This window comes from Pseudomonas sp. Cab53, assembly GCF_018325965.1.
Lineage (GTDB): Bacteria > Pseudomonadota > Gammaproteobacteria > Pseudomonadales > Pseudomonadaceae > Aquipseudomonas > Aquipseudomonas chlororaphis_E.
In genome coordinates, this window is sequence record NZ_AP021902.1 from 2,706,254 (window position 1) to 2,720,381 (window position 14,128).

Sequence of the window (14,128 nt, forward strand, 5' to 3'; positions counted from 1 at the left end):
CGATGCACGGCGCGGCGCGGGCGATCAGGCGGGTACCGTGGCCGCACTGCACCAGCGGTTGCGGCCGGTGTTCTTGGCCAGGTACAGGAAGGCGTCGGCGGCCTTGATCAGCATCGCCGGCGTGACGTCCTCGATGGCTGGCTGGCAGGTGGCCACACCCGCGCTGGCGGTGACCAGCCCCAGTGGATGGTCGCCGTGTTCGATGCCCAGCGCCCGGATGCCCTCCAGGATGGCCTGGGCGACCTGGGCCGCCCCGGCGTTGTCGGTGTTGGGCAACAGGACGGTCAACTCTTCGCCACCGTACCGCACGGCCAGGTCCCCCGGGCGCTTGATGGTTTTCTGGACCGCCACGGCAATCGCACGCAGGCAATCGTCCCCGGCGGCGTGGCCGTACTTGTCGTTGAAACGCTTGAAGTAGTCGACATCGAGCATGATCATCGCCAACGACGAGCCCTGGCGCTTGGCCAGGCGAAGCGCCTCGGCCAGGGCGCTGTCCAGGCGCCGGCGGTTGCCCAGGCCGGTCAGGCTGTCGGTCAGCGCCATGTCGCGCATGGTCTGGTGAGCGCTGCGGATCTGCTTCTCCATGCTCATCCGATAGCGCAACTGGCTCAGCACGATGAGCCCGAAGCCGACGAGTATCGCGATCAGGAAAATCAGCACGAGGCCGGTCTTGAACAGGTCGCGACGCCACGGCGCGATGATCGACTCCCGGGACAGGCCGGCCTCCACCACCAGCGGATAGGTGGTCAGGGCCCGGTAGCCGTATAGCCGCTCGGTGTCATCGATCACGGCCCTGGCCTCGGCCACGCCCTGGTTCGAGGTGGGCAGGAAGTTCTTGAAGATCACACTGTTGACCAGGCTCTTGCCGACCACCGAGGCGAAGAAGGGCCGGCGTACCAGGATGGTCCCGCTGCGTGTGGCCAGGACGAGCGCGCCCTTGTCGTCGATCTTGAAATCGCCGTAGTAGTCGACGAAGTAGCTGACCTTGACGGTGCCCAGCAGCACGCCGGCGAAGGAGCCGTCGGGGTTGTTCAGGCGTCGGGAGATGGGGATGATCAGGTCGTTGGTGGAGCGGCTCCTGATCACCTCGCCGATTCTCACGTTGCGGTCTTCGTGGGTGCGGTGGTACTGGAAGTAGTCCCGGTCGGCGTTGTTCGGCATTTCCGGGATCACTTCCTTGTCCGTCACCAGCCATTGGCCATCGGGGCCGTAGATGAACAGCCCGTGCAACTGCGGCATGATGGCGGATTGCTGGACCAGCAGCTTGTGGATGCGCGGGATGTCGATGTTCTGCAGCCCGTCACCTTCGACCCGCTCACTCAGCGCGGCGGTCACCACATCCACTTGTCGGATGGTGTCTTCGGCATGCTGCGCCGTAGCCCGTGCCAGGTTCGTCACCGAGTCGTGGGCGGCGGCAAAGGCGGCGCGATAATCACGCCACGTCCGCCAGCCTTCAACGGCCAGGAACGCCACGACCACCACCAGCATGAAACTCACGGTGAGCCGCAGCGCGGCTCCAGCCCGTGCAGCCTGGGGCGAGAAGGCTTCGTCAGAGTTGTCTACCTCTGGCTCTGGCCGTTTGCGTCCGAGCATCAACATTTTCCTTTTTACGACGGGCTGCGCATTTATTATTGGAAGCCTATCTTATTCGAATTCGGAACAATAATCGTTGTAAGGGAGCCAGGATGAAAGTTGGCGTCATCTCCGATACCCATGGGCTGCTCCGCCCCGAGGCGATAGCCGCGTTGCAGGGCTGCGAACGGATCATCCACGCCGGCGACATCGGCAGCCCGCACATTCTGGACCAACTGGCGGCCATTGCGCCGTTGCAGGTGGTGCGGGGGAATAACGACCTGGCGGCCGATTGGGCCGCTCATCTGGCTGATTGCCTGCAATTGGATCTGGAGGTTTGGGCGGGGCTGTTGGTTCACGATATTGCCGATGTGCCGACGCCCCTCGACCCGAGCGTGAAGCTGGTGATCACCGGCCACTCCCACCAGCCGGGCATCGACTGGCACGGCGAACGGCTGTATCTGAACCCCGGCAGTGCCGGCCGACGGCGTTTCAAGCTGCCGGTGACATTGGCGTTGCTGGAGGTCTGCGCCAGCGGGATCGAGCCGCGGATTGTTCCGCTGCTGGAATAGCGCGGTATCGGCAGAGGCTTGATGGCGGCCCATGGATCCAGGTTATGCCGAAGCGCGGGAGCTTGCCCGGCAATGCGCCGTCCACGCCCATGTGCAGCCAAGGATGCCTGGAACCTGTTGCCGCAAGCGACCAAGCTCGCGCAAATCCATGCCCGGTAACCCAGGGCTGCGAACGCTTTGACTTCAGCAAAAAAACGCCCGCCAAAGCAACGTGGGCGGGCGTCTGGGAAGACCAGCGCACAAAGGAGCGCTGGCCGGTGTTGGCAGGGCGGATTACGCCACTGGAATCGACGGGTCTGCCGCGGCCAGGGCAGCGGCGCGATCAGCGGCCGGCGGGTAGATCCAGACGCTGTTGATCTGGGTCTTGAGGTCCTTGGCTTCCTGACCGACCAACTTGAGCTGGCGATCCCAGCCTTCGGTGTACACCGCGCCCCAGGCGCCGAGGTCCAGGCAGGTCACGTACTTGGGCTGGCTGTAGGGCATCGGCGCGACGCCGAGCAGGTCGGCCGCGACGTTGTGGCCGGCGTAACGGCCCAGGGCGATGGCGTGCTGGCAGGACATCACCGCGTGGTTGCCCAGCGTGTCGGTGGCGGCGTAGGCCACGTCACCGGCGGCGAAAACATGGGCCTGCCCCAGTACTTTCAGCTGGCTGTCGACGTGCAGGCGGCCCTGGGGATCTCGGGTGCCAGCGATATGCTGGGTCAGTGGGCTGGCGCGAAAGCCCACGGTCCAGATCACGGTGCGCGATTCGATGCGCTGGCCGTTCGACAGGGTCACGCCGGCGGCGTCCACCGACTCCACCGAAGCGTTGAGGATCCACTCGATGCCCAAGTGCGCCGAGGCTTCGATGATGGATGGACGGATACCGTCGCCCATCGAGGCCGCAATCTGCGGGCCGCGGTCCACCACGATGACCCGGATGGGCGCGTCCTCGCCGAGCACGGCGCGTAGGCGCGCGGGCAGTTCGGTGGCCGTTTCGATCCCGGTGAACCCGCCGCCGGCGACCACGACGGTGTTGCGGGCAGGGCTGTCCGGCAGGTTGGCGAGGGCCTTGATGTGGTCTTCCAGTTGAGTGGCCTGTTCGATCTGGTCGACGTCGAAGGCGTGCTCGACCACCCCGGCCAGGTCAGGGCGAATCAGCTGACTGCCGGCCGCAAGCACCAGGCGATCATAGGCCAGCGTGCCCTGGGCGCCGGACGCATCGTGGTAGCTCACCTGCTTGAGCGTGTCATCGACACTGTCGGCAAACCCTTGCACGAAGTGCACGCCCACCGCGTCGAACAGGCCACCCAGCGGGGCCAGCATGGTGTGCACGTCCGGCTCATAGAACCGCGGGCGGATGCGCAGTTCCGCCTGGGGCGCCAGGACCGTGATCTGCACGTCGTTGCGATCGTGCAGGTCCAGCAGGCGTGCCGCGCTCAAGGCGCTCCAGACCCCGCCGAAGCCTGCGCCGACAATCAGAATATGCTGTTTCATGAGTTGCTCCCGAAGACTGGATCGATACGTCGAGTTATTTAGGTTTTCAGCGTGACAGTGATGACCAGGCGTGATTGAAAACAGCTTGGCTGGCATCAACAGCAAGGTGATGTACAGCAATGCGGGGATCCGGTCGGAATGGGTTTCGGAATCGAGGATGACGATTCTGCACGCCACCACTCGCCCGACCGCTCAGCCCAGGGCATTGCCTGGGTATCTTAGAAGCGCGGCATTTCCATCCGGTAGGACATAAAACCCTGAAATCCGGCCAAGCCTGCCCACCCGGCCTGCTTGAGGCCGTCCCAGCTCTGGCGGATCAGCGGGAAAAGCGGTTGCGATAGTCCCGTGGGGAAATCGCGAGATGGCGCTGGAAAGTGTTGCGCATGCGGTCCTCGTCGCCGAAACCGCATGAGCGGGCGATCTGGTCGATGTTGCGTGGGGAGTCTTCCAGTTGCCGTCGGGCGGCTTCGAGGCGGAACAGTTCGACGGCTTTGGCCGGGGTGCGGCCGGTCTGGCGCTTGTAGACCCGGGCGAAATTGCGTGGGCTCATGCCGGCCTGTTGGGCCAGTCGGTCGATGGTCAGGTGGGTGTCGTCCAGATGTTCGGCGATCCAGACGTGCAGTTCATCGAATCCGGCGCTGTCCTGCATCTGCAATTGCAACATCTGGCTGAACTGTGCCTGGCCGCCGGGGCGCTTGAGAAAGACCACCAGTTCCCGGGCCACCTGAAGGGCCACGTCGCGACCGCAATCGGCCTCGACCAGCGCCAGGGCCATGTCGATCCCGGCACTGACACCCGCCGAGGTCCACACGGCGTCCTGTTGGACGAAGATCGCATCCAGGTCCACCTCGACCAACGGAAATCGGCTCCTGAGCAGGTCGCACATGGCCCAGTGGGTGGCGGCCCGGCGTCCATCCAGCAGACCGGCCTGGGCCATGAGGAACGTCCCGCTGCACACCGAGGCGGTGCGCCGAGCCTTGAGCGAGGCAGCCCGCAGCCACGCCACCAGGTCGACGCAGTCGATCATCGCCTGGCGTATGTCCGGCGCGCCGGGCACGATCAGCGTGTCGATGCCGGCGCCGTCCAGCCGGTCCAGGGCACAGGTGTCCACGACCAGCCCTTCGGCGGTGCGCATCAGCCCGCCCGCCAGGCTTGCGGTGTGCATTGCATAGCCGGGCAATCCGCGCTCGGCCATGGCCTTGGTGGCGGCCCAGAACACGGTCTGGGCGCCGGTCAGGTCCAGCAGGCCCATCTGCGGGTAGGCCAGGAAGACCAGCGTGCGCGGGCGGGACATCGATTCGGTAGCAACGCCTACGTCCTGGATCATTTCGTTCATGGTGGTTTTCGCGGTGGGTGATCGTCGATGGCGGGGGTATCCAAGTGCCGCCCTGCGCCGGGTATGCGGACCTGGTCGATTATCCGTTTTCAGCACAATTGCACAATCGTTTGCCTGGACGGAACAGAATTTGCGTGGCCTTCGGCTGGTAAGTCCTGCAATCACCAAGGGTCAGGTCAATGAGCAATCCCACTATGGCGCACCGACCGCAGCCGGTGCCGTTGCCACCGATCAATCGGTTTCGCACGGCAGACATCGACGAGCATGCCCGCAACATGGGCGGCTGGCAGGTCAGCTACAACCAGTTGACGCCCGGACGCTTCGAAGGCGAGCTGATCGAGTTCCGCTCGGACTGGATGCAATTGGTGCGCGACCGCTCTAATCAGGCCATGACCAAGCACGGGATGGCCTGGGACGGCGCCATTACCTTCAGCGTGCCGTTGAGCGCGGACGGCCCGGTCTTTTGCTCCGGACACCCGATCCTCGAGCCCAGCCTGCTGGTCGCCCGGGGTCACAATCTGCCGGAATTGCGCACGCCCCAGCACCTCGACCTGCTCGGTGTCGCCGTTGACGAGCGGGCGCTCGAACATGTGCTGGAGCGCCAGGGCAGCCGTTTTCGAATTACCGATCTTCCCAAGTGTTACCGCCTCGGTGACTCAACGTTGCCGGCCGAACTCGCCGCGCTGTTCGATGAGCTGGAAGGGGGCGAGCAGGGCCGCGAGTCGCTGCTGGGGTACGAGTCGATTCGCCGGGGCCTGCGCGACACCGTGATGTTGCAGGTGCTGGAGCTGGTGGCGCCGGACCAGGCGGCGCCTCCTCTCAGTCCCACCGCGCGCAAGCGCATGGTCGACCGTGCCCGGGAGTACGCCATGACCCATGTCGACGAGCCGTTGTCGATCCTGGACCTGTGCAACCACATCGGCGCCAGCCGGCGCAAGTTGCAGTACTGCTTCCAGGAAACCCTGGGCATCAACCCGGTGGCCTATTTGCGGGCATTGCGCCTCAATGCCGTGCGTCGCGAGTTGCGCAATGGCGATCAGGCCCATGGTGTCCAGGAAGTGGCTGCGCGCTGGGGATTCTGGCATTTGAGCCGGTTTTCCAGCGACTACCGGATCCTTTTCGGCGAGACGCCGTCGCAAACCCTGCGTCGTACGCATCTGTGCTGAAAACGGATAACCGCCCGCGCGCCGGCTGCCTAGGATGACCCCACCACCACTTGGTCGGAAGGGGCATTCAATGAGTCAGAATAAGAAAACCAACCGCTTGCGTTGCATGTGCTTCACCTTGGGAATGTTGGGGCTGTGTGCCGCTGTCCAGGCGACAGAAAACGGTGCACCGACCACGGCAGTCGGAGTCTACGATTTTGGCGCGGGCATGATGCCCCCGGCCACGCCCTACGGGACGGTCGGCCTGCGTACGGCGTTCTATTCGGCCAACGTGCAGAAGGACCGCCACGGCAAGGCACTGGACAACAATTTCTCCCTGGACGTGCTCTCCATCGGCCTGGCCTACATGCGCATGACCGATTACACCGTGCTGGGGGCCAAGTACGGTTTCGGCACCGTGGTGCCGTTCTTCAAAATGGACGCCTCGGTGCGGGTGCAGACACCGGTCGGTCCGCTGGATCTGGAAGCCGATCCGTTTCGTCTCGCCGACATCCAGGTGTTGCCGGTGATCCTGCAATGGACGCTGTCGCCGAACCTGTTCGTCAATGCCCAGTTCCAGGTCCAGGCGCCCACGGGCGATTACGACAAGGATCGCCTGATTTCCCCTGGGCTCAATCACTGGACATTCTCCCCAATCCTCAACGCCACTTACATTTCCGACAGCGGCTTCGAGGTGTCTTCCAGTTTTGAAGCCGACATCAACACCCGCAACGAAGACACCGACTACAAGAACGGCGTCGAGTACCGGCATGAGTTCGCCGTGGGCCAGCACGTCGGGCCCTGGACCGTGGGCGTGGGCGGGTATTACTACCGCCAGTTCACCGACGACGATGCGCCGGGGCTGGAGTCCGGTAACCGCGCCCGGGTCATGGCCGTCGGGCCGGCGGTCAGCTACTTCAAGCCCGGCATGCCGCCGGTGTGGTTGCACGTCTACAAGGAGCTTGACGCGCGCAACCGCGCCGAGGGCTACACCGCGGCGTTGCGTATTTCCCAGAGTTTCTGAAGGGGCTCGTCATGAACCAATCAAATTCCGTATCAACGGCCCCGGTGCGTCAGGCCGGTGGGCGTGAAGGGCTGGTGCTGATGCTCGGCAGCAGCCTGACCATCATGGGCTCGGTGATGGTCGCGCCGATCCTGCCCCGGCTGGGCGCCGAGTTCGGCCCCGTGGAGCCCCGTGCCGATCTGCTGGTGCCGTTGGCGGTCACCGGTCCGGCCCTGGCGATTGCCTTGTTCGCGCCTCTGGCCGGATGGCTGGCCGACCGGGTCGGGCGCAAGGCCTTGCTGGTGATTGCCACCTTGCTCTACGCCGTGCTTGGCGCACTGCCGGCGCTGCTCGACAGCCTGCCGTCGATCGTCGGCGCGAGGCTGTTGTTTGGCTGCACCGAAGCGGCGGTGATGACGTGCTGCGCCACACTGATCGCCGACTACTGGCAGGGCGAAGAGCGGCTGCGCTACGTCAATCGCCAGGTGGTGACCATCGGCTTGGTGGGGGCGCTGTTTTTCGTGGTGGGGGGCGCGCTCGGCGAGCACTCGTGGCGTTCGCCGTTCCTGTTGTACCTGCTGCCGCTGCTGCTGGTGCCGGCGATGATGAAGGTGTTGTGGGAGCCGCCGGTAACCCGGCGCCACAGCGTCGAGCAACCGCTCGCCGAGTCGGGCCCGAGCAAGGTGGCGGTGCTGCAACTGGTGGTCGGCTACCTGATGGTCATGGGCGGCATGGTCCTGACCTTCGTCGTACCGATCCAGGCACCGATGCTGCTGGTCAGCCTCGGCATCACCTCCAGCACGATGATCGGGATGGCCGCCGGGCTGAGCCTGTTGGCGACCCTGGGCGGCTCGTTGATGTGGCCGCTGTTGCGCCGGCGCTTCGGGGTTGCCGGTTGCAACGCGCTGTTGCTGGGCCTGATCGGACTGGGGCTGTGGCTGCTGATGCGTGCCCAGAGCTACAACGCCGTGCTGGTGGCGGTGGTCATCCAGGGCCTGGGTTCGGGGCTGTTGGTGCCCAACGTGATGGCGCCGGTGATGAACGCATTGACCGCCACCACCCGCGGTCGAGGCTTGGGCGGTTTCACGTCCTGCCTGTACATCGGCCAGTTCGTCAGCCCGCTGGTGGTGGCCTTCGTGGGCAGCTTCGCCGGGGACCTGCGCCAGTCCATCCAATGGCTGGCCTTCGCCGGATTTATCGCGGCACTGCTCTGGGTGGCCGTGGGCCTGCGCACACGCGGCCAGGGCCAGTCGACTTCCATCGGTACACGTCAATCGTCATGAAACAAGGAATCTGAACATGGGTATGCAAGACATTCACCATTTGATGGACCGTGAAGACGGCACGGCGCTGGCCGAGTGGGTCAGGCGCGGCGAGGTAGGTCCTGGCGAGTTGCTGGAAACCGCCATCGAGCGCCTGGAGCAAGTCGAGCCGCACATCAATGCCGTGGCCGAGCGGTTGTACGAGTCGGCGCGGGAGGTCGCCCGCACGGCCGCGGTTGGCCAGGGCCTGCTTGCCGGCGTGCCGACCTTGATCAAGGACTTGTTTTCCCCGGTCGCCGGTGCGGCGATGACCAACGGATCTCGCTCCCTGGGGGATTTTCGGGCGGACTTCGAATCGGAAGTAGTGACGCGTCTACGGCGCGCGGGTTGCCAGGTGATGGGCACCAGCACGTCGCCGGAGTTCGGCACGTCCTACTCCACTGAATCCACGCGCTTCGGCGCTACGCGCAACCCGTGGAGCACCGGGCACAGCGCGGGCGGTTCCAGCGGTGGCGCGGCGGCACTGGTGGCGGCCCGCGTGGTGCCCTTCGCCCATGGCAACGACGGCGGTGGCTCATTGCGCGTGCCGGCGTCCTGCTGTGGTGTGTTCGGTTTCAAGCCCAGCCGTGGCTTGCTGCCGTCGGGGCCGATGGTCGGCGAGGGCTGGGCCGGGATGGGCACCGCCCATGCGATCACTTTGTCGGTACGTGACAGTGCCGCGCTGTTGGACGCCACTGCCGGCATCGACCTGGGCGCGCCCTATGCCGCGCCGGTCCAGGCGCTGCCGTACGTGACGGCGGTGCAATGTGACCCACGACCGTTGCGCATTGCCCTGGTCGAACAACTCGCGCCCTGGCCGACATCGTCCCAGAGCCTCCAGGCCTTGAACGAGGCAGCGCGGTTGTGCGAATCCCTGGGGCACCGTGTCGAGCCGGTCAGCCTGCCGGTGGTGTTGCCGGAGTTTCTCAACCAGGTGTTCACCATCATTGGCGCCAGTACCCGGCACTATGTCGACTTGCTGGGCGAGATGCGGGGCGCGCAGGTGCAGGCGGAGGAGTTGGAGGTGCGCACCCGGATCATCCTGCGGGACAAGGGGCATGTCACCGGTGCCCAGTACGCCGGGGCGGTGGAATGGATTCATGCGTTGGGGCGGCAGTTGGCGACGTTCATGCAGGATTACGATGTGATCCTGACCCCGGTGCTGACCCGTGAGCCGGCGCCCATTGGTGAGCTTGACCTCCAGGACGTGTGCATGAGCCTTGAGCAACTGATCGAGCGCTATCACAGTTACTCGCCGTTTACCGCGCTGTTCAATGCCAGCGGCCAGCCGGCCATGTCGGTGCCGTTGTCCTGGAGTGCCAACGGCTTGCCGATAGGCGCGCACTTTGCCGGTCGCTTTGGCGAGGAAAGCACCTTGCTGGCCCTGGCCGCGCAACTGGAACGCGCCCAACCCTGGCGCGGCCGCGTGCCGCCGGTCAATGCCTGCCGGGGTTGAGCATGGGCGGTGGAGACACCGCCTATCCAGGTTGTTGCAAGAGGGCCGCTTTCGCGAGCGGCTCGCTCCCGCGGAAGGTGGGAGTGAGCCTGCTCGCGAAGGCGATTTCTGCTTTGGATTATTTCCAGCTGATTCACCGCTTTCGCGAGCAAGCTCGTTCCCACAGGCGGTGGTGGGTGTTTTCTAGACCCGGTGGGCGCTGAGTGTCCGCCCACCGGAGCAAGGTTCAGTAGCGGATCATTACCGATTTCAACTCGGTGTAGTCATCGATGAACGCGCTGCCGAATTCCCGGCCGATCCCTGAAGACTTGCTGCCGCCAAAAGGTACGGCCGGGTCGAGCAGGGTGTGCATGTTGACCCACACGGTGCCGGCTTCGATGGCCGGGACCATGCGCAGGGCTTTGCTCAGGTCTTGGGTCCAGAGGCTGGCGCTGAGGCCGTAGGGCGTGTCGTTCATCAGTTCCAGCAGTTCTTCTTCCGTGTCGTAGGGGAAGAACGTCGCGATCGGGCCGAAGGTTTCTTCGTTGAGCAGGGCGTCGTCGCGGCGGTTGGCGAGGATGATCGTTGGCTCGACGTAGCAGCCCGGTCCTTCGATCAGCTTGCCGCCATGGACGATGGTGTTGTTCTGCGCCCGGGCCTTGGCGAAGAACTCGCCGAGCTTGCGCTGATGCGAGTGGTTGGTGACCGGGCCGAACTCGGTGCGTTCGTCCAGGGGCGAACCGATGGTGAGTCGGGCCAGGCGCTGGGCGAGTTTTTCCATGATCGGCTCGATCTGTGAACGATGGACAAAGAACCGTTCCGCCGCCGCGCAGATTTGCCCCGAGTGCAGGAAGCCGGCTTCGATGATGCCGTTGACCGCCACCTCTTGATCGACATCGCGCAGAAAGCCCGCGGCATTTTTCCCACCCAGTTCCAGGGTCGACCGGGTCAGTCCGGCGCCCATGGCTGCCTGGCCCACGGCGAGGCCGGTGGGTACCGAACCGGTGAACGAAACCTTGTTGGTGCCTGGGTGCTCGATCAACCCTTTGCCCACCTGGCCGCCACCGGTGACCACGTTCAGGGCGCCCGCCGGCAGGCCGGCCTCGATCGCCAGTTCGGCAATGCGCAGGATGGTCAGCGGCGTGAACTCGCTGGGCTTGATGATGATGCTGCAGCCGGTCACCAAGGCTGACGCCAGTTTCCAGATGGCGATCATGGTGGAGAAGTTCCACGGCACGATGCCCACCACCACCCCGACCGGTTCGCGCAGGGTGAACGCGGTGTAGCGTTCTCCGGCGAAGGAGGGCAGTGACGGGGTGATCGTCTCGCCGCCGATCTTGGTGGCCCAGCCGGCGTAATAACGCAGGAAGTGCGCCGCCTGGTCGACCTCGAAAGCGCGGGAAATGTGGATGATTTTTCCCGACTGGCAGGTTTCGATCTGGGCCAACTCTTCGCGGTGCTGTTCCAACAGGTCCGCGAGCTTGAGCAGCACCTGGCCACGAACCGCCGGTGCGGCCTGGGACCACTGCCTGAAGCCGCGTCGAGACGATTCCACCGCGTGATCGATATCGGCCGTACTGGCGTCGCTGACCTGGGCGATGACGTGGCCGGTGGCCGGGTTGATGACGTCCAGCGTCTGGCTGCCTTGGCTTTCGACGTAGCGACCATCGATGAACAGTGCGTGACGCCGGCCGAGAAAGGCTTCGACCTGAGGCAGCAGGGCAATATCGCTCATGGGTGTTTCCTATCGCGAAGGGAAAGCCCCGAGGTTAATCGCTGCGCGGCGGCCCGGCTTGACTGTGCCTGCCGCGCGGCATGTGCGTGCCTGCCAGGACGTGGCCCTGGCAGCCAGGAGCAAGGCCTTCAGCAGCCAGGTACAAGCCAGCGGCGCGTGTTTGCGGTCAGATCAGTGTTTCGACTCGATGGCAAAGGAGCGGGCGATGTTTCTCCAGACCAACCGACACAAACTGGCGTTGAGCGCCCAGGTGCAGCGAGCACTGGCCGGCGACACCGAGGACACGCCGATGCTCGACGCGTACCCAGCGTTGCGGACAGGCCTGGCCCAACACGCCCGGCAAATGGCGAGTAGCGCCGAGCGTTGCCTTCAGGTCGAGGCCCAACTGGCCGAGCAGGCCGCGCGGTGGCAGCAGGGCGAGCGCGAACGGGAGATGTTGCGCCAACAACTGGAACAGGCTCAAGGCCGCGAACAGTTGTTGGAGCGCCAACGGGACGAATACCGTCAGCAAGTGCAGCAACATCACCAGGAAGCGCAGATCTGGGCGTTGTTGCAATCGACGCTGACCGAGGGCTGCTGGGACATCACGGTGGTCAACGGCGACCTGCAGCACCCGGCCAGCAGCATGCGTTTTTCCAGCCAGTTTCGCGCGTTGCTGGGCTATGGGGCGGACGAACTACCCGATGGCTGGGATGCCCAGGTCGGCATCACGCACCCGGATGACCTGCCGAAGATCATGGCGATTTTCGACCGCGAGATCCTCGGCACCCAGGGCAGTGGCGAATACGTCTTCGAGTACCGCATGCGCCACAAGAGCCGCGACTACATCTGGTGCCGCGAACGCGGACGGGCGGTGCGCGATGCCCAGGGACGCTTGGTCCGGGTGATCGGTGCGGTGCGCGATATCAGCGACGAGCGCTCGGCCCAATCCACCCACCACCGCATGCTGGAGCAGAACCAGGTGACCTACGCCCAGATCGCCACGGTGGTCGGGGTGATCAAGGGCATTGCCGACCAGACCAACCTGCTGGCCTTGAATGCCGCGATCGAAGCCGCCAGGGCAGGAGAGGTCGGACGCGGTTTCTCCGTGGTGGCCGACGAGGTGCGCAAGCTGGCGGAGAGTACCCGCCAGGCGACGCACCAGATCCAGACGATGTTGCATCAGCACAAACAGTAAGCGGGTCGGGAACCGCCGTCCTGGCGGCTCCCGATGCCTCAGAACGGTACCGCCACCACCAGTTGGCTGTAGACGTTGGTGCCGTTGCCGCCCACCTGATTACCACCGTTGCTGTCGTCCTTTTCCGGCTTGTACAGGCCCACCAGCGGCGTGACGATCAGGTGCTCGTTCAGCGCCCATTCCACATACAGGTCCAGCTCGCGCCCATCGAGGTTCAACGCCTGGCGGTCGTGCAGGGTCTGGTAGTCGAAGAACAGCGCGCCGACGGTCACGGTGTCCGTCGGCTTGAGCTTGAGGCCTACGTGCTGGATGGCCGTGTTGCTGTTGAACGGCCCGGAATAGTTGCCGGCCACCTCGCCCTGGAACCAGGTGCCGTAGCCCCGGCTCAGGCCGTTGAACATCGAGTCCCAGTTCTGTGAGTAGCGGCTGTAGCGATAGGTCAGGTCCGGTGTCCAGGGCAGGTCGGCGAAGGTGTAGCCGGCCTCGGTGTACCAGGCTTTTTCCGGGCCGGCGTCCTTGTCCTGCCAGGCGTATTCGAAGGCGAAGTGGGCGTTTTCGATGCCGGCGTTGCCGCTGCCCCGCAGGCTGTAGATGTTCATGCCTTCGCGCTGTTTCTGGAAGTCGCTGGCGTAGTGGTCATCGACGTCGATGCCATGGATGTAGGTCAGGCCCAGGGTGCCGGGCGCGGTGGTGTATTCCAGGGTGCCGGCGGCCATTTCGGTGTTGGCCTGGGCGCGGTTGTCGGACTTGATCCACATCAGGCTGCCATGCACGCCGTCCTTCGCTCCCAGGCGCAGCACGGCGGTCTTGTCGAAGGCGTGGCGGGCGGCCAGGTAATAGGCTCCACCGCGATTGAGGTCGCCGTCCGCCGGGCCCTTGCCCAGGTTCAAACCGTCGTCGTTGATGATGAAGCCGTCACCGAGGGTGATCACCTGGCGACCGTAGGAGAGGTCGACGCCGTCCTTGCCCAATACCGGGAACAGGTCCCCCGAGCGCCAGCCGGCGAAGGCCTCATCGAATTTCGTGGTGCGCTCCGAGCCATCGCTCAGGCCGGCCGGGTCACCGTCGCCCCAGGTGCCGGAGCTGACCAGGTTAGCGGTGCCGTAGACACTGCCCATGCCGGCCAATGCCTGGTCGATACTCAGGCCATACTTGATGAAGCCTTCGCGCCAGCTGGAGCCGCCACCGGTGCCATTGTAGTTCTTGCGGCTGTTGAACATTCCGTAGACCGCGAGGAAGTTCCCGGTGACGGTGGTGTCCTGGTCGGCGTAGAGCTCAAGGGCCTGGGCCGATGAGTCGGCAACCAGCAGGGCGATGCCCAGGCCGATGGCGTTGCGCAGTAGCGGTGTGTGGCGTGTGTGCTCCATGGTGTTTTT

The 14,128-nt window shown here is 64.8% G+C and carries 11 protein-coding genes; 6 read left to right on the forward strand and 5 right to left on the reverse strand.

All coding sequences use genetic code 11. The features are described from left to right. Positions 1-24 precede the first annotated feature (24 nt). On the reverse strand, positions 25-1,593 hold the full coding sequence (locus tag KI241_RS11845; RefSeq protein WP_047738044.1) for a sensor domain-containing diguanylate cyclase: 1,569 nt from the start codon (positions 1,591-1,593) through the stop codon (positions 25-27). A gap of 92 nt (positions 1,594-1,685) precedes the next feature. Here KI241_RS11845 and KI241_RS11850 point away from each other — a divergent pair, with 92 nt between their 5' ends. Next, complete coding sequence (locus tag KI241_RS11850; protein ID WP_212803739.1) at positions 1,686-2,144, forward strand: metallophosphoesterase family protein; 459 nt, start codon at positions 1,686-1,688, stop codon at positions 2,142-2,144. A gap of 273 nt (positions 2,145-2,417) precedes the next feature. Here the strand turns inward: KI241_RS11850 and KI241_RS11855 are convergent, their stop codons facing one another. Next, positions 2,418-3,620 (reverse strand): NAD(P)/FAD-dependent oxidoreductase, encoded by a 1,203-nt coding sequence (locus KI241_RS11855; protein WP_047738076.1) that lies wholly within the window; start codon positions 3,618-3,620, stop codon positions 2,418-2,420. A 316-nt stretch (positions 3,621-3,936) separates the two neighbouring features. Further along, a complete protein-coding gene (locus KI241_RS11860) occupies positions 3,937-4,956 on the reverse strand; it encodes a helix-turn-helix domain-containing protein (protein ID WP_047738078.1) in 1,020 nt (339 codons plus the stop codon). Positions 4,957-5,135: 179 nt separating this feature from the next. On the opposite strand from KI241_RS11860, the gene KI241_RS11865 reads away from it, so the two are divergent. From KI241_RS11865 to KI241_RS11880, 4 genes are all read left to right on the forward strand, one after another. Continuing rightward, positions 5,136-6,122, forward strand: coding sequence for a helix-turn-helix domain-containing protein (locus KI241_RS11865; RefSeq protein ID WP_212803740.1), 987 nt, complete (start codon positions 5,136-5,138; stop codon positions 6,120-6,122). Between the two features lie 70 nt (positions 6,123-6,192). Continuing rightward, positions 6,193-7,125, forward strand: coding sequence for a transporter (locus KI241_RS11870; RefSeq protein ID WP_047738082.1), 933 nt, complete (start codon positions 6,193-6,195; stop codon positions 7,123-7,125). A gap of 11 nt (positions 7,126-7,136) precedes the next feature. Next, the gene (locus KI241_RS11875) at positions 7,137-8,387 is read left to right on the forward strand and encodes an MFS transporter (RefSeq protein WP_212803741.1); all 1,251 of its coding nucleotides are present in this window, start codon (positions 7,137-7,139) and stop codon (positions 8,385-8,387) included. Positions 8,388-8,403: 16 nt separating this feature from the next. Next, positions 8,404-9,861, forward strand: coding sequence for an amidase (locus KI241_RS11880; RefSeq protein WP_080922011.1), 1,458 nt, complete (start codon positions 8,404-8,406; stop codon positions 9,859-9,861). Between the two features lie 226 nt (positions 9,862-10,087). On the opposite strand, the gene KI241_RS11885 is transcribed toward KI241_RS11880, so the two are convergent. Continuing rightward, entirely contained in the window at positions 10,088-11,575 is a 1,488-nt protein-coding gene (locus tag KI241_RS11885) for an aldehyde dehydrogenase family protein (RefSeq protein ID WP_042728387.1), read from the reverse strand. A gap of 205 nt (positions 11,576-11,780) precedes the next feature. On the opposite strand from KI241_RS11885, the gene KI241_RS27985 reads away from it, so the two are divergent. Further along, positions 11,781-12,752: a methyl-accepting chemotaxis protein gene (locus tag KI241_RS27985; protein ID WP_053144772.1), complete on the forward strand. Its 972-nt coding sequence runs from the start codon at positions 11,781-11,783 to the stop codon at positions 12,750-12,752. 38 nt (positions 12,753-12,790) lie between these two features. On the opposite strand, the gene KI241_RS11895 is transcribed toward KI241_RS27985, so the two are convergent. Continuing rightward, a complete protein-coding gene (locus KI241_RS11895; RefSeq protein WP_212803742.1) occupies positions 12,791-14,119 on the reverse strand; it encodes a hypothetical protein in 1,329 nt (442 codons plus the stop codon). Positions 14,120-14,128: the final 9 nt, after the last annotated feature.

Excerpts from the sequence above, each read along its gene's own strand:
- KI241_RS11855 (WP_047738076.1), bottom strand. The coding sequence starts at position 3,620 with ATGAAACAGCATATTCTGATTGTCGGCGCAGGCTTCGGCGGGGTCTGG.
- KI241_RS11850 (WP_212803739.1), top strand. The coding sequence starts at position 1,686 with ATGAAAGTTGGCGTCATCTCCGATACCCATGGGCTGCTCCGCCCCGAG.
- KI241_RS11875 (WP_212803741.1), top strand. The coding sequence starts at position 7,137 with ATGAACCAATCAAATTCCGTATCAACGGCCCCGGTGCGTCAGGCCGGT.
- KI241_RS11870 (WP_047738082.1), top strand. The coding sequence starts at position 6,193 with ATGAGTCAGAATAAGAAAACCAACCGCTTGCGTTGCATGTGCTTCACC.
- KI241_RS27985 (WP_053144772.1), top strand. The coding sequence starts at position 11,781 with ATGTTTCTCCAGACCAACCGACACAAACTGGCGTTGAGCGCCCAGGTG.
- KI241_RS11895 (WP_212803742.1), bottom strand. The coding sequence starts at position 14,119 with ATGGAGCACACACGCCACACACCGCTACTGCGCAACGCCATCGGCCTG.
- KI241_RS11845 (WP_047738044.1), bottom strand. The coding sequence starts at position 1,593 with ATGCTCGGACGCAAACGGCCAGAGCCAGAGGTAGACAACTCTGACGAA.
- KI241_RS11865 (WP_212803740.1), top strand. The coding sequence starts at position 5,136 with ATGAGCAATCCCACTATGGCGCACCGACCGCAGCCGGTGCCGTTGCCA.
- KI241_RS11860 (WP_047738078.1), bottom strand. The coding sequence starts at position 4,956 with ATGAACGAAATGATCCAGGACGTAGGCGTTGCTACCGAATCGATGTCC.
- KI241_RS11885 (WP_042728387.1), bottom strand. The coding sequence starts at position 11,575 with ATGAGCGATATTGCCCTGCTGCCTCAGGTCGAAGCCTTTCTCGGCCGG.
- KI241_RS11880 (WP_080922011.1), top strand. The coding sequence starts at position 8,404 with ATGGGTATGCAAGACATTCACCATTTGATGGACCGTGAAGACGGCACG.